Source organism: Limosilactobacillus mucosae DSM 13345, from assembly GCF_001436025.1.
Classification (GTDB): Bacteria; Bacillota; Bacilli; order Lactobacillales; family Lactobacillaceae; genus Limosilactobacillus; species Limosilactobacillus mucosae.
This window is the reverse complement of the sequence record NZ_AZEQ01000001.1, coordinates 178,059-197,339: the sequence shown is the minus strand read 5'-3', so window position 1 is coordinate 197,339 and position 19,281 is coordinate 178,059. Positions and strand designations below refer to the sequence as shown.

Annotated in this window: 14 protein-coding genes and 1 pseudogene; 4 read left to right on the top strand and 11 right to left on the bottom strand. The window is 45.3% G+C overall.

Features of this window, described 5'->3' with window-relative positions; translation table 11 throughout:
* The 3 genes from FC47_RS00910 to ahpC form a co-directional block, all read right to left on the bottom strand.
* Positions 1-588 (bottom strand): helix-turn-helix domain-containing protein (locus FC47_RS00910; protein ID WP_056967551.1); only part of this gene is annotated, 588 nt, incomplete at its 3' end.
* Positions 589-682: 94 nt separating this feature from the next.
* The gene (locus FC47_RS00905; RefSeq protein ID WP_056967557.1) at positions 683-2,341 is read right to left on the bottom strand and encodes an FAD-dependent oxidoreductase; all 1,659 of its coding nucleotides are present in this window, start codon (positions 2,339-2,341) and stop codon (positions 683-685) included.
* 18 nt (positions 2,342-2,359) lie between these two features.
* On the bottom strand, positions 2,360-2,923 hold the full coding sequence (gene ahpC, locus FC47_RS00900) for an alkyl hydroperoxide reductase subunit C (protein WP_006500333.1): 564 nt from the start codon (positions 2,921-2,923) through the stop codon (positions 2,360-2,362).
* Positions 2,924-3,166: 243 nt separating this feature from the next.
* Here ahpC and FC47_RS00895 point away from each other — a divergent pair, with 243 nt between their 5' ends.
* Entirely contained in the window at positions 3,167-3,478 is a 312-nt protein-coding gene (locus FC47_RS00895) for a cupin domain-containing protein (protein WP_056967550.1), read from the top strand.
* A 67-nt stretch (positions 3,479-3,545) separates the two neighbouring features.
* Here the strand turns inward: FC47_RS00895 and FC47_RS10355 are convergent.
* From FC47_RS10355 to xylA, 6 genes and pseudogenes are all read right to left on the bottom strand, one after another.
* Positions 3,546-3,758, bottom strand: a pseudogene (locus FC47_RS10355) (zinc ribbon domain-containing protein); the annotation flags it as partial.
* Between the two features lie 331 nt (positions 3,759-4,089).
* Positions 4,090-6,129, bottom strand: coding sequence for a right-handed parallel beta-helix repeat-containing protein (locus tag FC47_RS00890; RefSeq protein ID WP_056967549.1), 2,040 nt, complete (start codon positions 6,127-6,129; stop codon positions 4,090-4,092).
* 38 nt (positions 6,130-6,167) lie between these two features.
* Positions 6,168-7,631 carry an MFS transporter gene (locus tag FC47_RS00885; protein WP_056967548.1) on the bottom strand — a complete coding sequence of 488 codons (1,464 nt, stop codon included), beginning with the start codon at positions 7,629-7,631 and terminating at the stop codon, positions 6,168-6,170.
* Between the two features lie 274 nt (positions 7,632-7,905).
* Positions 7,906-9,087, bottom strand: coding sequence for an AraC family transcriptional regulator (locus FC47_RS00880; protein WP_033934374.1), 1,182 nt, complete (start codon positions 9,085-9,087; stop codon positions 7,906-7,908).
* 642 nt (positions 9,088-9,729) lie between these two features.
* On the bottom strand, positions 9,730-11,235 hold the full coding sequence (gene xylB / locus FC47_RS00875; protein WP_056967547.1) for a xylulokinase: 1,506 nt from the start codon (positions 11,233-11,235) through the stop codon (positions 9,730-9,732).
* Between the two features lie 84 nt (positions 11,236-11,319).
* A complete protein-coding gene (gene xylA, locus FC47_RS00870) occupies positions 11,320-12,669 on the bottom strand; it encodes a xylose isomerase (RefSeq protein ID WP_006500342.1) in 1,350 nt (449 codons plus the stop codon).
* Positions 12,670-13,015: 346 nt separating this feature from the next.
* On the opposite strand from xylA, the gene FC47_RS00865 reads away from it, so the two are divergent.
* The 3 genes from FC47_RS00865 (at position 13,016) to aroB (ending at position 17,055) form a co-directional block, all read left to right on the top strand.
* Positions 13,016-14,368, top strand: coding sequence for a sugar porter family MFS transporter (locus FC47_RS00865; RefSeq protein WP_006500344.1), 1,353 nt, complete (start codon positions 13,016-13,018; stop codon positions 14,366-14,368).
* Positions 14,369-14,968: 600 nt separating this feature from the next.
* Positions 14,969-15,964, top strand: coding sequence for a 3-deoxy-7-phosphoheptulonate synthase (gene aroF / locus FC47_RS00860; RefSeq protein WP_056967546.1), 996 nt, complete (start codon positions 14,969-14,971; stop codon positions 15,962-15,964).
* Between the two features lie 17 nt (positions 15,965-15,981).
* A complete protein-coding gene (aroB, locus tag FC47_RS00855) occupies positions 15,982-17,055 on the top strand; it encodes a 3-dehydroquinate synthase (RefSeq protein WP_056967545.1) in 1,074 nt (357 codons plus the stop codon).
* A 41-nt stretch (positions 17,056-17,096) separates the two neighbouring features.
* Here aroB and FC47_RS00850 read toward each other — a convergent pair whose 3' ends face one another.
* Both FC47_RS00850 and FC47_RS00845 read right to left on the bottom strand, forming a co-directional pair.
* Positions 17,097-18,269 (bottom strand): ROK family transcriptional regulator, encoded by a 1,173-nt coding sequence (locus tag FC47_RS00850; protein WP_056967544.1) that lies wholly within the window; start codon positions 18,267-18,269, stop codon positions 17,097-17,099.
* 135 nt (positions 18,270-18,404) lie between these two features.
* The gene (locus tag FC47_RS00845; RefSeq protein WP_034541340.1) at positions 18,405-19,265 is read right to left on the bottom strand and encodes a GRP family sugar transporter; all 861 of its coding nucleotides are present in this window, start codon (positions 19,263-19,265) and stop codon (positions 18,405-18,407) included.
* Positions 19,266-19,281 lie beyond the last annotated feature (16 nt).

The window sequence follows — 19,281 nt, the reverse complement described above, 5'->3', positions numbered from 1 at the left end:
CGCTCTTAATTTATCTAGTTCTGCCCACTCGGCTTTGGGCTTAGCCTTACCCCGCCGATCACGAAGTGATTGCGGGTCATTACCACTCTTACGATATTTCTGATACCAGCCATAGACTTGTTGGTAACTCACGTGATACTTATCTACAGCCCAACTGTAATTAACATCGTGCTTGATTAAGTCTTCAATAATCGATAATCGTTCTTCAAAAGTAGTTTTGCGTCCTGGCATAATTGAATCTCGCTTTCTCGGCGTATAAGCCTTCAGTTTTGATTCATTATACTGGATAATCCATTGTGATAATTGCCAATCGGATTTTAAACCATGCTTTAAAGCAAATTTTTCTAAGGTATCCGTTGAATGCTCAAATTCCACAACTAATTTGCGCTTAAACTCAACGGAATAAACTTTATTATGGTGAGCACTTTCAAGTCCTCTCATTCCCTGGTATTTGTACACTCTCTTCCATCTTCTGATGGTGTGTGCGTTGACGCAATATTCCTGAGCTAATCTTTCAATAGATTCTGTTTGAGCTTTCTTGATAATAATTAATTTTTGCTGAACTGAAAATTTGGCTCGTCTTCCCATAATTAAAAACACCCTCCAAGTATCAGACGAATTTTCTATTTCATCTGTATACTTAGAGGGCATTATAGCCACAAAAGTCCAAGACATTTTTTCATTATTCAGTTGCTTTTTCAGCAGCAGCTACCAATTCTTCTAGCGACTGGCTGCCAAAGATAACCGGTCCGTCATTGATAATCGTAGCCGGTACGCTCATAATCTGCCGTTCCTTTCTTAAAGCTGGGAAGTGCTGCAGATCAATCATTGTTGCTGTAATGCGCGGATTGAGCGAAGCCATCCGCTGACAAGCAGCCACGACATCCGGACAGAAGTGACACGTTAAAGAGACCCCAATCTTAATATCAGTCGATGGCAGCTTTTTGATTCGTTCAGCCAGCGCCGGTTCAACACTTTGGCCTGGACCGCCAACGTTATAGATTCCCAGAATCAATGACGTCAGCTCATGGCCGGTTGGAACCCCGGCATAATGCAGTCCGGTATCCGTACCGTCAACGACCAAGCGCAATTGTGGCGTGTAGACCAGACTATCCGGTGCCGTCGTCTTTTGAAGCTTAAGATGATCGCTGAGCTTGACCATTTCACCAATAAAGCTGTCCATTTCTTGGCTCAGCTCCGTGTCGTCATCCAAAAGCTGCAGCGTTACGTCCTTGGTCAATTTGCCAAAGACGGCCTGCATCTGCGCCACCAGATCTGGGGTAAACCAGTCCCCAGTATGATGGGCTGGCTGAGTACTTTCAACTTTGGAAGTCTGACCAACCGTAGCGGCTTTAGGAACCTCTTTTTTGACATGAACCGGGATTCCCAACCGCTGCTTTTGTTCCGTCACGTATTTTTCCGCGCTGGTAGCTGCTACCGCCCCATCAGCCGCGGCCGTGATGATCTGACGCAACTGCTTGACGATGACGTCGCCCGCCGCATAAACACCAGGCAGGTCGGTTGCCCCGTTTTGATCAACGTGAATATAGCCGCGTTCATCCAGATCAACGATACCCTTTAACCGCTCAGTAGCCGGCTGCGTACCAACATAAATAAAGACGCCAAAGGTTTGGTCGCCATCATCGACATGGTAGACCGTTTCCTCGCCGGTTTGATTATTGACCATCGTCAGCGAGTTCAGGTATTGATCACCATCAACGCGCTTGACTTCGGTATGATACATCACGCTGACCTTAGGATTGTCTAGCGCCCGAGAAGCTGTCAGTGGTGCACATTTGAAATGATCACCCCGGACTAAAACCGTAACGTGCTTGGCAAATCGCGTCAGGTAGTCAGCTTCTTCAGCGGCCGAATAGCCACCACCAACGACAAATACCTGCAGTCCACTGAACAACTCACCATCACAGGTTGAACAATAGGCGATCCCCCGCCCACGAAACTCTGCTTCACCAGGGAAACCAACCTTACGTGGACTGGCACCCATTGCCAAGATGATGCTGCGGGTTTGATAGACGGTACCACTCTTGCCAGTCAGCTTTTTGACGTCGCCATCAAGCTCAAACTTAACGATATCGTCTTTTTGAATATTAACGCCAAAGTCAGCAGTCTGCTGCTGCATTTGATTCATCAGTTTGGTGCCGTCAATGGCCGCATTGCCGGGATAGTTGTAGACCGTTGAAGTCGTAGTAACCTGACCGCCGACCGTGTCCGCCTCCAAAATCAAGGTGTCCAGCGTTGCCCGGCCAGCATAGATGCCAGCAGTCAACCCCGCAGGCCCAGCGCCCACGATAATCAGATCATAAATATGTTCTGCTGCCATTTTAATCACCTGCAATCATTAAAGCTTGCCGACCAAATCCAAGCTTGGCTTAATGGTATCTTGACCTGGCTTCCAGTTGGCTGGGCAGACCTGATCGCCATGCTCACGAACGAACTGAGCAGCCTGAAGCGTCCGCAGAATCTCCTCGGCGGAACGACCAATCCCCATGTTATTGATCGTGTATGACTGAATCTTGCCATCTGGGTCAACAATGAACACGCCACGGTAGGCTTGACCTTCATCTTCGTTTAAAACATCAAACATGCGTGCCAATTTACCAGCTGGGTCGGCCAACATGTGATACTTGATCTTGCCGATTTTTTCAGATGCTTCAGCCCAGGCCTTGTGAACGAATTCAGTGTCTTCTGAAACCGAGTAAATTTCCGCGTTGGCCTGCTTAAAGGCTTCATAGTTGTCCTGCAGCGCTTCCAGTTCGGTTGGGCAGACAAATGAAAAGTCGGCTGGGTAGAAGAAGAAAATGCTCCACTTGCCAAGAACGTCCTGCTTGGTTACATCCATCGTTTCGCCATCTTGATAGGCACGCACCTTAAAGTCTGCGATTTCTTGACCGATAAAGTTCATTATAATCCTCTCCTTTAGTTTAGAATGATTATCAACTACAACTATAATTTAACACTTTTATCGCTCAATGTAAATCAAATCACTTTTAATTTTGCAATTGCTTTACTTTTTTTAGATTTGTTTTTGAAATCGATAACCAAAACGTGCTCTGCCCATTAAAATGCTATCAAGTTTATTTTAACAAGTTTTATTTTCTTTGGAAAGCGGATACAATATCATAAGCTAAAAGCAGGAGGAATAAGCATGCAGTTTTTTGAAGACGGCTATCTGCCAACGATCAACACTACTTTTTCATTTTTTGGCGGCCATGCCGAAACCGTCGAGCCTGGCTGGCGCTGGCCAACTGAACACCACCCAGCCTTTGAAATCATGTACATCATGGATGGCGCGCAAAGAACCGTTACCGAATCAGCAGAAAAAATCATTAAAGCCGGCGAAATGATGATCATTCCCATTGGCATGGAACATACCAACTATTGCTGGGGCAACGAATCAATGACCTTTTTACCATGCATTTCAATCTTGACGGCCCAGCAATCAAATATCTGCTGGTGAAAAACTTTACCAACCAGATTATTGATCAGACCGCGCCTTACTATGACGAACTGCGCCAATCGCTTGACTAGGCTTTTTGTTGTTTCTGGAGTCCTTTTTCTAAAATATTCAGTGCTGCATTGTAATCACGGATATGATGAACATGGCACTGTGGACATATCCATTCGCGATCTGCCAGTGTCAGCTTTTTGGTCCCGGTACTCCCCATTACAAAACCGCAGTCATGGCAGGTTTGGGTAGTGTTTTTAGAGCTGACAGTGATAAATTGACGGTCAAATATGGATACTGCTAAAAAAAACAGAAGAAATCAAGTTAGATAAAAACGGGCGTATCTGCTTTACGCCCGGCTTCTTTATCTGTGCCATTCTTTGGGTGACTAGGATGGCGATCGTTTTGGCCTGCATCTTCATTCAGATGATTCGCTCTGTTAAATAATTTTTACGCTTGATCGTTGGTTTATCATCTCAACTCTTTTAAACAAAATTCCTATTGTAAAATCGCTAAAATTCATTAAAATCAACAACCAATAAAAGCGCTTCGCCATTTCAAAATGACGAAGCGCTTTTTAGTTGATTCAGATTCAGTATTATGGCTAATCCAGCATCAAGCTTTTAGAAAACCCGCTGCTCAGCTTGGAACTTAACCAAAGGACCAGCCGTTACCATGGCACCGTCACGATGGTTGCCAAAGAAGTCAGCATCAAAGACGATTGGCGTGCCATCAGGATTTTCATAGCGTTCTTCTGGTTCAAACGCCATCCCCAGCGTAGCAGTTGTAATCTTGGCATCGTTGTCTTGCGGCAGGAAATCAGCCAAATTAGTCTTAAGATACAGGCCATCAGCTCGCTTCTCCAATTCCAGGACGACTTGATCCTTATCGTCGACGAATTGGTTCTGTTCCTTGCTGCATGACTGGGCACCGTTGAAGTAAGCGTTGCCCGCGTTCCATACTGGCAGATGGTTGTAATAGTGATCGCTGTTTGGCGCATAGATTCCGCAATAGCCATCAAACTGCTGATCCCATTCTGCAAACGTTGGATATTCTTCAAATGGCTGGGTACCGACTTTAAAGTTGTAAGTATCCCATGCATCCGGCTTGTCATGCATCAGTTCAGCCAGCTTTTGCATTTCCGGCCGCAGCTTTTGTTGAACGAAGACATTATTGTAAAAACGATTGTCGCCATGTTGGAACGTCATAAAGCCCATTACCTTGGTGCCGTGATGTTCATGATATGGTGTAAAGCGGTTGGATGGCAGATTGACAGAATTATTGTCCGTCCCAACGCCAACCGCAGTAAAGCTGCCCGCAATCAGGTTGTGCACCATGGCAATTCCCTGCGCAGCAAACCGAATTGAGCGTTCTGAAAGGAATAGGTTGTTGTCAATCAGCGTTGGTCCATGCGAAACCTCGACCCACATATCTTCACCAAGCCCTTGCAGCACGTCGCCCACGTTCTCTTCGCTGACTTCAAAATGCTCTGGTAACGAATTGTGGTCAAAAACATTTTGAGTTACACGTGTCCCTTGTGCCTGCCAGTCCAGCCATAAGCCACGCGTACAGTGGTGAATATGATTATGACGGTAGATCACATCAATGGCAGCATGCATCTTAATGCCGCCAATTTCGGCTCCCACCAGATTTTGACGAATGTTGATATTGTAGATGTCGTTTTCTTCAATCAAGGAGAAGACACCGCCCAAGTGACCAACAATCCCGGTTTGACCACAGTCATGAATGCGATTGCGCCGTACGATATGCGAGCCGACGTGTTCTTTATCCCAGCCTTCATAAGATGCTTGACAGATTACGTCACGCTCCGTCTGAGTACCATCTTTGTATTTCCACTTAGACCATTTATTGTCATTGTTTGGCTGCAGGTACTTGCCAAGCGAGATACCAGAACATTTGGAATGCGAAATCTCACATTCTTCAATGATCCATCCTTTTGACCAGTGTGGACCAACCATCCCTTCTTGGTAAGCCGTTGGTGGCGCCCATTGCGTCGCCGCTTTGGTAACGCCAAATCCTTTTAAGGTAATATAGCCGATTCCTTCAGCCTGTGGGTAAAAACAGCTTTGACGCACGTTGATCTCCACGTTTTCCTGGTTGGGATCGAAATCATGGAAGTTGGCATAGATAATCGTTTCATCCGTGTCAGCATCTTGTTCCGTATACCAAGTATAGATCGTAAAGTCAGGATCCCATGATTTTTCATTGCGAACGGGCTGTTTTACCTCAGCCAGCGTGTTGACCTCATACAAGGCCTTGTCGTTTAAATAGACCTCACCTGTATGAGCCAGGATTCGTGCATCGAACCAGTCACCAAAAATCTTGGTCGTGTATGGATTGCGCTCACTAAACATACTGTTGGGAATTTTTACCTGCCAAATGCCATCTGCAGTTTTTTCCCAGCCTTTAACGACTTCCGCCCCAGTAATAATGGCCTTTAACGGCTCAACCGACTCATAGACGATGCGCTGATCTGCCGTGCCCGCATGCTTAGGATTAACGTTTTCACGATAAATGCCTGGAAAAACGCAAACCTTATCGCCTGGCATTGCGATATCTGCGGCTGCTTGAATCGTTTTAAATGGACGATGCTTGCTTCCATCGCCATCAAATGGTGCCTGCGCATCAACATAGATTTTCATGAACTTTCATCCTTTCCGTTATTTCTGCATTAAGACAGCTACTTTTCTTCAGCTTGGCGGCGATCTTCAATTTCGTGATTGATTTTGTCAACTTCTGCATCAGACAATGGGTACTTACTGATCACCCACATGCCAACAATTGCCAAAACAATTGGCAGCCAGATCATTGAAATCGTAATCCCATTCAAGGCCGTTGCTGATTGCGCAGCCTTAGTACCGTCAAAGTGGCAAGCTGCATTGATGTAGCCTGGAATGATCCCGCCAAGTGCCAGACCAATCTTGAAGAACAGTCCCATCAAGGCGTTGATGATCCCAGCAACCCGCTTCTTTGAGTTCCATTCACCATAGGAAACGACTTCCGGAACCAGTGACCACATGTAGCCAGTAGCGGCCGTAATTCCCCACTGCATGATAAAGCGACCAATGTAGCCCAGGGCAATGCTGTTCTTAAACTGTGGCCATGACCATACCCAAAGAAGCAGCGTCCCAACGATAAACATTCCCAAGAACAGTTGGAAGAATCCCTTTTTGCCGATCTTGCGCCGCACAATTGGCCACAAGAAGACGAGGAAGATCCCTGGAATCGAACCAATCAGATTGATTGAAGCCATCCATTCTGAGTGACCAATGTTGTACTGAACAAAGAATGGCCAAACCGTATTGCCAAAGAACATGAAGGTAAAGCCAACCAGGAAAAAGCAGCCTAGTACCCGTAGTGGTTTGTTACGACGCAGCTCATTCCAAAGATCAGAAAACTTAACGGAATCCGTTTCTTCTTCCGTTGGCAGCACCCGTTCATGAACACCAAAGTAAGTGCAAAGCAACAGAATAAAACCAATCAGCATATAGATTGACATAACGTGGAAGTAGGCACCAGCAGCGTGTGGCGAGGCATAGTTACCTAAATTAAGCTTGATGCCAAACATCCCGATATCTTTTAAATGCTTGGCAGGGGATGCCATTTGAACGAACAATGGCAAGAACGTGTAGACCAAGAGATTACCGATATTGGCTTCCGTCATCCGAACCGTCGTTAAAGTTGAGATCTCATCATTGTCCCGCGTCAGCGAAGCATTCAGCGAGCCATAAGGAATATTAACGAACGAATAGATCAAGGCCGTTGCCAGATACATCAAGAAGGCATAGGCAACATTGCCGCGGACGGCTGGAATTGGCAAGAACAGCATGGCACAGCAGATCGTGAGCGGAATTCCAAAGTAAATCAAAAATGGCTTGTATTTGCCGCCGTGCTTAAAGTGACTTTTATCGACAACCGTTCCAACCCAAGGATCCCAAAAAACATTGACCCAGCGAACAATCAGAAAAATCGTGGCCCCAACAGCTGCTGAGATTCCAAAAACCGTTGTCAGATAAAACAGCAACATTGAGCCAATCGTCCCAAAAATCAGATTTTGTGCCAAGTCACCGGCACCATAAGCGATTCGCTCGCCCCAGGATAGTTTGGCGAACTCATCGACTTGCTTGTTTTGTGGCTTGTCCATAGTTTTTACACCTCTTATAGATTTGATTCAAACAGGTGCAGCGCTGCACGTTAGTTTGTGTTTTCAACCAACGACCAAAATCTAACATAGTCTTTTTGAAAACGCTACCCTAAAAATCAATTTTTTTATCATTCCTGAGTTAGAATTTTTTATTTCGCTAAAATAATCGAGCTCTTTTCTTCATATAGCGTCAACAAAAAATGACCGCTGACAAAAACGAGGTCGCTTAGTAATAAAATTTAAAAATACATATGATTTATTTTTCATACTATTTTTAAAATAGATAGTCGTAAAGATTCCAATCGGCAATTTTAGCGGCATCAGTACGGGCTTCTTTAGGCGTTATCCCGGTTAAGGCATGAAAAACACGTGAGAAATGGGCCTGATCAGAAAAATCATAGCGTTCAGCGAGTTCAGCCATTGACAGATTGGTACCGATCAGATCCTCAATTGCATGATTGATCTGAACCAGGCGTTTAAATTGGCTGATGCTGACCCCGACCTGTTTTTTAAACTGGCTGCCAAGATAGCGACTGGACAATCCCACCGCCATTGCCAGCTCATCGATACTTTGGTCCGTAGTCGGATCACTCATCAGCTGCCAAAAGACTTTGCTGACGGCTGCAGTCATCTTGGCATTAACCATCTCACGGCAGCGTGTGGCCATATCCACATCTGCTGCCTCAATTGCCGCCAGCACTTCATTGTAGGACGTCAACGATTCGATATGTCGTACGTATTGATCATTCAGCGAATATACCAGTTCATAATCCAGCCCAACTTGAAACAGCGCGCGCAGATTTACGGAAACCGAGATAATACCCCAGTTTTTAACGTTGCGCAGTGCGTCTTGATTGTCTGCTAAAATGCCGATCCGCCCCGAATTGATGTTTTTAGAGAATATAATCGGCAAGGCAGCCAGATTTCCTTGCGCAATTGCTTTTTTGACTTCTCGCTCATACAGATAGCTAACGTGACCTCCCTCACTGCTCATCCGCAGCTTCAGCAATTGGGCATCAAGGTCTCTTGAAATACGTGCTTGATGAAATTCGTCACTAATGGTTTCAAAATCGATCGGCAGTTCTAATAACCGTCCCAACACCAAAATCTGCTGCAAAAACTGTTTTTCTTCCAGATAAACCGTCTTCAGCAGCTTTGGCATATACATAACGGCATGACTGCTGATCGCATTGTTATTTTGATAGCGCTGACTGACGTTGACAATCACTGGGCCAAAAAAGACAACTGTTTGATCATGCCACATTAGGCAGCTGTAAAGATTTTGACTGTGCCGCAAAAACTGCAGCGTTTTATGTGGGCAGCGGCGCAGGATTTTTAGATAGTCCATCAATAATAGCTTACCTTGGCGAAACTGCAGGCTATACTGGCCACGATCGTACTCCCAGATTGTAGCCGGTACCCCTAGTGACTCTAGATACTCAGTTACCATTTCCATTCTAATCCGTCCTTTATTCAAAAAATGATTCTAATCTTCAAGTTACTGTGTTAGCGATTACATAAAATAATAGCATGAGCTAGGGAAAATCAATATACTGCTGATTTTAATTCATATCGAATCAGTCTGTCTTTAGGCTGTCAGGCTGACTATTTCCTTAGCTCTCTTTATTAAAATCAGCCATTGACTATAAAACACCCCAATTCTGTTTTTCCCTGCTCATACTCATTGATAAATAGAATATTGGTTATTATCGTTTTGCCGATTGTTTTTAACAATGGGCAAAACTCATTTCACAAATTTTGCTGTTAACTCGGCTTAGACAAGTCCGTTAACCTGTCTACGAATTCGGTTTAATTATGATCATCTTATAAGGATAAATAGCTTGATCGATTGGTCGCTGTTTGTCTACTTTTTCATCCACTATATTAATTATGATCATCTTATAAAGACAAATGGCTTGATTCGCTGATCGCTGTTTGTCTGCTTTTTTGATCCTATATAATAGTAGAAAAAATCAAATACCATAAAAGCGTCATACAGAATTGCCCTAATGGCAGTCTGCATGGCGCTTTTTAATGATGCAAATGAGTTTTTAAGCTGTTAATTGATGAAATAAGTTTTAAGGATTGGACCAACCAGCTAGTCTTCACGACGGAAGTTCAATAAAGCATGGCACAGGTCTTTGGTCTGATCATAGACTTGGTGGTAGATTGCATACAGTTCATCGTACTTGGCAACATTGGCCGGCTTTGGCAGGTACTCCTTGCCAAAGTGAACGAACTCCTTGGCACAGTCCTGCAAAGAGTCAAACCAGCCCAGGCCAACTGCTGCAATCATGGCGGCCCCCAAACCAGGCCCCTGTTCATTGGTTAAGGCAACGACCTTCTTATTGAAGATATCGGCCTGCATCTGAAGCCAAAAGTCGCTCTTGGCCCCACCGCCGATTGCTACAACCGTGTCAAACTCTTGACCGTTTTGATCATAGATGTTCAAGATATCCCGGAAGCTAAAGGTGATCCCTTCCATAACGGCTCGGCAGAAGTCATAGCGATCCTGCATGCTGTCAACGCCAATAAAGCTGCCGCGAATATCAGCATCAGCATATGGCGTCCGTTCACCAACCACGTATGGCGTAAAGATCAAGCCATTCGCACCCAATGGCCGTTGAGAAGCTTTTTCAACCATCATTGAGAAGTCTTCATCTGGATCAAACTTGTGCTTGAACCAATTCAGCGAATGGCCCGCTGCCAAAGTAACCCCCATTGAGTAGTAAGTGTCGGGAATTGCATGGCATTCATATTGAATCTGACCATGATAGTTGACGTCAGCATTTTCTTCATATTTAAGCACCACGCCAGAAGTCCCAATCGAAGACATCACCATATTTGGATGCAGAATGCCGGCCCCAACCGCGCCACAGGCATTGTCACCGCCACCACCATAGATCTTGGTAGCAGTCGAAAGGCCCGAAAACATTGCATAGCTGGCGGAAACATTGCCAGCATAGTCAACTGATTTCATCAATGGTGGGCACATGCTCATTGGAATATCAAAAGCCTCACAGATTTCCCGGCTCCATTGACCTTCCTTGATGTCTAACAGCACCGTCCCCGTGGCATCCGAATAATCCATCCCCAGGTTACCCGTCATGCAGAAGCGAACATAGTCTTTTGGCAACAGGAACGTTTTGGCCTTAGCCCAGATCTCCGGTTCATTCTCCTTGACCCAAAGCAGCTTAGGCAGCGTGAAACCTTCCAGTGGCTTGTTGCCAGTAATATCGATGAAGCGATCGCCCATCTTATCCATGATTTCTTGGCACTGCTTGGTCGTACGCGTGTCGTTCCATAAAATAGCCGGCCGCAGAACTTGATTGTCCGCATCCAAAAGTACCAGCCCATGCATTTGACCAGAGAATGATATGCCCTTGATCTCTTCTTTTTTAATGCCATCTTTTAAGATCATGCGGTCAATGCCAATTGTTGTCCCATAAAGCCAGTCTTGTGGATTCTGCTCACTGTAGCCTGGCTTAGGCTGACTCAGTGGATAGTCATAGCTTTGCTGAGCGGCGATCTTACCAGAACGATCCATTGCTGAAACTTTAACGGCACTCGTTCCCAGATCGACCCCGATTACGTATTCGTTCATAATATTTCCTCCAAGAAAAAAGGATCCGCAGCCAGCTGCGGCGATGCGAATCCTTTCTATTAGTATTGTTAGAGTTTCAAGTGATTACTTAGCCAGCGTTTCAATCATAAAGTGGTTGATCGTATCCTTAACCTGTTCAAGGTGGTCAGATTGCGTAGCAGCCCGCAGTTCGCTTTGTGGCGTGTCCAAAACAGTTGGTTCGATCGACTTGAAGTCTTCCTTGCCTTCTTCGATGGACTTGCCCAGACCTTCATCCCATGATGCGTAACGATCCTTGAGTACCTTGTCCAGGTAGCCGTCTTCCTTAAGGGCAGCAGCAACCCGCAGACCGGCAGCAAACGTGTCCATGCCGACAATGTGGCTGTAGAACAGGTCTTCTGGCTTCCAGGAAGTCCGACGTGGCTTAGAGTCAAAGTTCAGACCACCACGAGGGCCGATCTGACCTGCTTCAACAACTTCGTACATAGCTGCCGTAGCTTCGTACAGGTTGGATGGGAATTCGTCGATGTCCCAGCCAATCAGCTTGTCACCTTGGTTGGCATCCAATGAGCCCAGCATACCGGCTTCACGAGCAACGCGAATTTCGTGTTGGTAAGTGTGACCAGCCAGGTTAGCATGGTTGCCTTCCAGGTTCAGCTTGAAGTCTTTGTCCAAGCCGTATTCCTTCATAAAGTTCAGCGTCGTTGCTGCATCAAAGTCGTATTGGTGCGTCGTTGGTTCCTTTGGCTTAGGTTCCAGCAGCATTTGAGCATCAAAGCCGATTTCGTTTGCGTAGTCCTTAGCCATGTGGAAGAACTTGGCAATGTGTGATTGTTCGCGCTTCATTTCAGTGTTCCAGAGTGATTCGTAACCTTCACGGCCGCCCCAGAAGACGTAGTTTTCAGCACCAACCCGCTTGCCGACTTCCAGACTGTGCTTCAGCTGTGCACAGGCGTATGCGTAGATCTTTGCAGATGGAGCCGTTCCAGCACCAGCCAAGAAACGAGGATTGGTAAACAGGTTGGACGTGTTCCACAATACCTTCATGCCAGTCGTCTTTTGGTATTCAACGATCTTGTCGATGACCTTGTCCAAATTCTGATTGGTTTCACGCAACGTGTCGCCTTCTGGAGCCAAGTCGCGGTCGTGGAAACAGAAGTAGTCAACACCCAGCTTGTCATAGAATTCAAAAGCATAGTCAACTTTTGCCAAAGCATTGTCCATTGGGTCAGTGTACTTGTCATATGGACGAACCGCCGTGCCATCACCAAATGGGTCAACCAGCCGTTGGTCAAACGTGTGCCAGTAGGCAACTGAGAACCGCAGCCAATCCTTCATCTTCTTGCCCAGAATTTCTTCTTCTGGGTTGTAGTATTGGAATGCCAGACGTGAGTTCAGGCCTTTGTGTGGACCTTCATACTTAACTTTATCAATACCTTGCCATAAATCACTCATAATATGGGCCTCCTGAAATTTATTAGTTTGAATAAACAACTAACTTACGACTTTTAATATAGACCATGCCTGCTGTTTTGTAAACCCTTTCTAGCAAAAAAATTCAAAATCAGTTGATCCTAAGCAGCGGCTTTTAAAATATATAATGAAGAAAAAAGTCGCTATCGTCAGCAGCAATTTTTTAAAAAAGCTGCTGCCTAGTTCTTCACTAAAAATTCACGCGACTATTTTTCAAATTCTGCTTGCTTTTATCTTTGAAAGCGGTTATATTATATTCGCGGGTTGGTTTTAGTTTTAAACCAACTAAAGCAATAGGAGTGTTTTATAGTTAAGGAGTTGTGTAATCATGCGCAAAGTATCTGCGGGCTTTATTTACTTTTTCGGGGCCCTCGGCGGTTTGCTCTTCGGTTACGATACTGGTGTTATTTCCGGGGCCATTCTGTTTATTCAAAAACAGATGCATCTGGGAACTTGGGAACAAGGCTGGATCGTTTCCGCGGTACTGCTGGGTGCCATCTTAGGTTCATTGTTTATCGGGCCATCGTCTGATAAGTATGGCCGTCGCAAGCTGCTATTATTGTCATCGGTTATCTTCTTTGTCGGTGCACTTGGTTCTGGATTCTCACAAGGATTCTGGTCACTGCTCTGCTTCCGGATCGTTTTAGGTTTAGCCGTTGGGGCATCATCTTCAATGGTTCCTACCTACTTAGCCGAGCTTTCGCCAGCCGACAAGCGGGGCATGGTTTCCAGTATGTTCCAATTAATGGTTATGACTGGTATTCTGGTTGCCTACATCACCAACTGGTCGTTTGAAAACATGTACACTGGTTGGCGCTGGATGCTTGGCTTTGCCGCTATCCCTGCTGCCATCATGTTCTTTGGTGCCCTTTACTTGCCAGAATCCCCTCGTTACCTGGTTAAGATTGGTCGTGAAGACGACGCACGGGCTGTTTTGATGAACATGAACCGCAATGACAAAGACGTCGTTGATAAAGACATGACCCAGATTGAACAGCAAGTCCACATGAAAAATGGCGGCTTAAAAGAACTGTTTGGTCCAATGGTTCGGCCGGCTTTGATTGCAGCAATCGGTCTGGCCGTCTTCCAACAGGTCATGGGCTGCAATACCGTGCTCTACTACGCACCAACGATCTTCACTGATGTTGGTTTCGGTGTTAACGCTGCGCTGCTGGCTCACATTGGGATCGGGACTTTTAATGTCATCGTTACGGCATTTGCCCTTTCCATCATGGATAAGGTTGACCGTAAAAAGATGCTGATCTATGGTGGTCTTGGCATGGGGATCTCATTGTTTGTCATGAGTGCCGGGATGAAATTCTCTGGCGGTTCAAAGGCAGCGGCGGTCATCTGTGTCGTTGCCATGACGATTTACATTGCTTTCTTCTCTGGTACTTGGGGTCCTGTTATGTGGGTCATGTTTGGTGAAATGTTCCCACTTAATATTCGTGGCCTGGGCAACTCATTTGGTTCCGTGGTCAACTGGACCGCCAACCTGATTGTTTCATTAACCTTCCCGACCCTGCTGGACTTCTTCGGTACGGGTAGTCTGTTTATCGGCTATGGCGTTCTTTGCTTCTTTGGTATTTGGTTCGTCCATGCCAAAGTCTTTGAAACCCGTGGCAAGTCTTTGGAAGATATTGAACAGACGCTGCGTGACCGCGCTGGTTCTAAGAACTAATCTCAGTCATTATTCAAAATCCCACTCAAATCTTAAATCTAAATTTAATCTTACTTGCTGAATCCTAAACCCTCTCAATATATCGATAGTAAGTATTTTGCCTGGCAGTTTTATTGTCGGGCTTTTTTATTGCGCTTAACAGCATGGTGCTGATTCTGGCATCATCCAGTTTCTTAAAAAAATAAAGTGAGTTTTCTTATTACCATTCTATTTTCAAGGCACTTATTTATTTCATTGATTAAACAACGATGATTATAGATTAAAGCAAGATTAGAGTTGACTTTGTTTTTCTCATAATATATACTCAATTCAACCTTTAGGAAATACTTAAATTAAGGAGCAGCATTATGAAAATTACAAACGTACGATTTAGCTATTATTATCAATCATATTAACGCTGACATGACATAGATTGTTGGCGTTAGTCTAGCAGTCTATGTGATTGATAATAGTTTGTAATTACCGATTACATGGCAGATGTTTTGTTAAAGCACTATGTAATCGGCTCCGCTCCAACCAGCATATCAATGCAAGCGCGAACCCTCATGGTGTTTTAACATCATGAGGGTTTTTGAATTGATTAGTAAGGGAGCGTTTATTATGATTATCGTATTAAAAAATGATCAAGCAAAAGCAGCAATTGAAGAATTAAAGCAGCATTTCGGCAGTCAGCAGGAGATTTTTGTCCATAACAATCGTGTTGCCATTCAAAATGCCGATCCAAGCGACCTTACCCCAGCCGAACAAGCCGCTGCTCAAGAAATTATTACCGATGTTCCAGCCGCCGTTCAAGCATCCCGCTTGTTCCATCCCGAGGATACGATCATTAAAACGCCACACTCAACGATTGGCGGAAAGAACTTTACCTTAATGGCTGGACCTTGCTCAGTAGAATCCGCCGAACATATTTTAAAAATGGCGCAAGTTGTTAAAAATGCTGGTGCAACCGTTCTGCGCGGTGGTGCCTTCAAGCCTCGCACCTCACCATACTCATTCCAGGGATTAGGCAAAGAAGGTCTGATTGCCTTGAGAAATGCAGCCGATCGACTAGAATTGGATGTGGTAACAGAAGTCATGGATGTTGAGCAGGTGCCGCTGGTTGAAGCCTACACTGATATTTTTCAGATTGGTGCCCGCAATATGCAAAACTTTTCTCTTCTAAAGGCGGTTGGAAAAACCCGTAAACCGGTAATGTTAAAGCGTGGAATGTCAGCAACGGTTGATGACGTCTTGAACGCAACCGAATACATTGCTGCTGGTGGAAATCACCAAATTATGATCGTTGAACGTGGGATTCGAACGTTTGACAACAAATACACGCGCAATACTTTTGATGTTGGTGTCATCCCGGTTTTACAAAAGTTGACCCACTACCCCGTAATTGCTGACCCAAGCCATGCTGCTGGTCATACTGAATTTGTAACGCCGCTTGCCTTGGCAGGTGTTGCTGCTGGTGCCAACGGATTGATTGTTGAAATTCATGATGACCCAGCCCATGCATTTTCTGATGGCGCGCAAGCCTTAAAACCAAATGAATTTAACGAAATGGTAGTCAAAACGAATGCGGTCCGCCAAGCTTTGCAGTCGATTGAATAATCAAAGAAGGAATTATCATGGAAAAAATCACGGTATCTTTAGCCAATCAACAATATCAAGTCTTAATTGAACCGGGTTTGTTAAAAACGGCCGGGGAGCGAATCGCCAAAATCTGGTCAGCGCGAAAGGTAGCACTGATCAGCGATGACAACGTTGCACCACTCTATCAGACTGACTTGGCTACCCAACTGACCGCACACGGCTTTGAGGTCCACTGCTATGATTTTCCAGCCGGTGAAGCTTCAAAATCGCTGTCACAGCTCCAAAGACTAAGTGAAAAATTGGTGGCGGCCAATTTTAATCGTGATGATGCGGTAATTGCGCTTGGCGGTGGCGTAACAGGTGATTTAGTAGGCTTTTTGGCAGCTACTTACATGCGAGGGATTTCCTTGATTCAAATTCCAACATCGCTGCTGGCTCAGGTTGACAGTTCAGTTGGTGGCAAGACTGCCGTTGATTTAGGAACGACCAAAAATATTGTTGGTGCCTTTTACGAACCTGATCTGGTGCTGATTGATCCAGAAACCTTAAAGACATTGCCGCCTCGCGATCTAGTAGAAGGCTATGGCGAGATCGTTAAAGCTGCCGCAATGGTTGGTGGTGATTTTTGGCAATTAATTGAACAAATTGACACTCCTGAAGCAATCTTGGAACATGCATTAGGACTAATCAAATATTCCATCCAATTTAAAGCTGAAGTCGTCATGAGCGATGAAAAAGAAAGTGGTCAGCGACAGTTGCTCAATTTTGGCCATACAATCGGTCACGCGGTTGAAGCTTTATCTGCCGGTGAGTTGCGCCATGGTGAAGCGGTCAGCATTGGCACGGTTGCGATTTGTCAAGCCTTTGAAAACGAAGGCAAAACAGCACCTGGCGTAACCAAAAAAATTAAAGACCGATTGGCAGCAGTTGGTCTGCCAACAACTTCACCATGGCTGGCCTCTGATAAGGTCTTGGATCTAATCAAACACGATAAGAAAAATCATAATGGTTACTTAAACTTAGTCTACGTCAAAACAATCGGCGCGCCTGCCATCCTAAAGGCACCTGCTGATCAGATTGCGGCAGTCCTACAGCTTCCTCGCTACTAAAAAACACGTCTCACTGAGCTGTCATGCTCGGAGACGTGTTTTTACTTAATATTGGAAACTGATTTAGGCCATTTCAGCGTCAACGAATAGCGATCCATATCTAAAAAACGATGGATGGCCATTGAGCTGGCGCCTAAAAGCGATGCCATTTCAGAACCTTTGATCATCTGCAGGGGAATATCGATCTGGTGGTCCTGCAGCCAGTCGCGCAAATGCTGATATAATTCAGGCATCTCATCAAACAGCGGTGAATCAAAGTAGACTGCCTGCGGGCCAAAACTGACGATTGCATCATAAACCAGCTTTTGCAGATTTCCCATTGCCTGGTTAATCACGCGAATGACGGTTTCATCATGCTGCCGATACAGCTCGTATAGCCGTGCTGGTCGCAGATTATCCAATCCCTTTGCCTGGGCAATCTGAGTCAGAATTGCATCTTCAGAGCAGAGTGCCTCAACTTTGACCAGCTGTCCATCCTGACCAACGACCAGACTGCGGCCAATTTCGCCAGCTCGACCATGAAAGCCGCGATACAGCTGCTGATTGGCAATGATTCCGGCACCCACGCCACGATGAATGCTGATTGCCAACAAATCGCGGTATGATTCCCGATCGCCAAAATCACGTTCAAAAATCGCGGCCAGGTTGGCTTCATTCTCTAAAATCGTCGGAACGTGAAACTCATTTTCAAAATAGGCGGCCAGGTCAATGCCATTCGTACTGATAAATGGCGCGTCAACAATCTGATTATGGTCAACGATTCCATGAACGGAAAAGCCAATCGCCAACAAGCCATGGATCGTATCATCGTTTTGTCCCATCTTCTGCAGCACTTCTTTGATTGTCTGCATGATTAAAAGCATATCGCGTTTTTCCAATGCAATCTGCTCATAGCTGATGATCTCGCCATTAATATAGCTGAACATAGCCCGCAGATGACCAGTGCCGACTTCAAAGCTGGCGACAAAGCCATACCGCTTGTTCAAACAGACCAGATTCGGCTTGCGTCCACCACGGTTGGTCGACTCACCCTGTCCCAACTCCTCAATGAAGCCTTCATCATTTAGTTCATTATAAATTGCTGAAACGGTTGATTTATTGATTTTTAATTCACGAGCGATGTCAACCCGAGTCGTGGTAGGATGATTGAACAGCTGCTGTAGTACCAGCTGCCGATTCGCTACCCGGACCAGGCTGCGACTATCGTTTTTCATGTCGGAGTCCCCTTTCTAGGTTAGTATGTATTTTAAACTATCTCTAGTTTACCCGTTTTTAAATGAATTATAAACCAATTATTGTATAAAAAAAGAGAAAAGCAAACTGCTTCTCTCTTGTCTTTATTTTTATGTTTAGGCAAATGCGGTTGCAATGCTGCCGATTACGATTAAAACGATTCCCCAGAAGGTAAATTTCGATTCACGTGGACTCTTGTGCTCATGCAGGATCAAGATTCCGCCAAACGTTGCGATAATCACGTTCAACTGGGTGAAGACAAAGGCAACCGTAACCCCAATCATCCGAGCCGCGAAGATGTAGGCAAATGCCGCAATCCCCCATGAGATACCAGCCAGAATATTGGTGTACTGTTCTTTTTGCGTAAAGGCCTTTGCATTGCCTGAAGCCAGATCATAGATGATGGCTCCTAATAAGATTCCCAGTACTTCTGGCAAGAAGATGCCGACTGAGTCTTCATGCGCCAGGATCGGCATCTTAGGGAACGATGAGTAGATCCAGTAACCAATCGTCGTTGCCAGCAGGAACAAAACATCCTTGGTCGTAACGTTTTGACCATTGGAACGATCGGTAAACGAGGTCATCATTGCCCCAATAATCACGATTGCCAACGCGATAAAGCCAATCGTCAGTGCCCGTGCCGAGTGCCATTCACCGAAAATCAGCACCCCGATGATTGAGTTACCAACCAATTGGAAGACAGTTGACAGCGGCACCGTATTGGATACCCCGATTCGCTTAAATGAAACGAACTGACCAACCTGAGCCGTTGACCACAGTGCCCCGCAAAGCAATGAGAACAAAAATGCCTTCATGCTTACTTGCGGATGCATGATCAAAAAGGCAACCAAACCAACCAATGAAGCTCCAGCACCAATCCCAAAAATCTGGTTGGCTTCTGATCCACCAACCTTACCAGTAATCAGTGGCATAAAACCCCAGCCCAACGCTGGAATTAAAGCAATAAGATAAGCCATAATCAAAATCTCTCTC

What these genes read in the sequence shown, in the direction of transcription:
- FC47_RS00905 (WP_056967557.1), bottom strand. Translation starts at nt 2,341, where the DNA reads ATGGCAGCAGAACATATTTATGATCTGATTATCGTGGGCGCTGGGCCT.
- ahpC (WP_006500333.1), bottom strand. Translation starts at nt 2,923, where the DNA reads ATGAACTTTATCGGTCAAGAAATCGCAGACTTTAAGGTGCGTGCCTAT.
- FC47_RS00895 (WP_056967550.1), top strand. Translation starts at nt 3,167, where the DNA reads ATGCAGTTTTTTGAAGACGGCTATCTGCCAACGATCAACACTACTTTT.
- FC47_RS00890 (WP_056967549.1), bottom strand. Translation starts at nt 6,129, where the DNA reads ATGAAAATCTATGTTGATGCGCAGGCACCATTTGATGGCGATGGAAGC.
- FC47_RS00885 (WP_056967548.1), bottom strand. Translation starts at nt 7,631, where the DNA reads ATGGACAAGCCACAAAACAAGCAAGTCGATGAGTTCGCCAAACTATCC.
- FC47_RS00880 (WP_033934374.1), bottom strand. Translation starts at nt 9,087, where the DNA reads ATGGAAATGGTAACTGAGTATCTAGAGTCACTAGGGGTACCGGCTACA.
- xylB (WP_056967547.1), bottom strand. Translation starts at nt 11,235, where the DNA reads ATGAACGAATACGTAATCGGGGTCGATCTGGGAACGAGTGCCGTTAAA.
- xylA (WP_006500342.1), bottom strand. Translation starts at nt 12,669, where the DNA reads ATGAGTGATTTATGGCAAGGTATTGATAAAGTTAAGTATGAAGGTCCA.
- FC47_RS00865 (WP_006500344.1), top strand. Translation starts at nt 13,016, where the DNA reads ATGCGCAAAGTATCTGCGGGCTTTATTTACTTTTTCGGGGCCCTCGGC.
- aroF (WP_056967546.1), top strand. Translation starts at nt 14,969, where the DNA reads ATGATTATCGTATTAAAAAATGATCAAGCAAAAGCAGCAATTGAAGAA.
- aroB (WP_056967545.1), top strand. Translation starts at nt 15,982, where the DNA reads ATGGAAAAAATCACGGTATCTTTAGCCAATCAACAATATCAAGTCTTA.
- FC47_RS00850 (WP_056967544.1), bottom strand. Translation starts at nt 18,269, where the DNA reads ATGAAAAACGATAGTCGCAGCCTGGTCCGGGTAGCGAATCGGCAGCTG.
- FC47_RS00845 (WP_034541340.1), bottom strand. Translation starts at nt 19,265, where the DNA reads ATGGCTTATCTTATTGCTTTAATTCCAGCGTTGGGCTGGGGTTTTATG.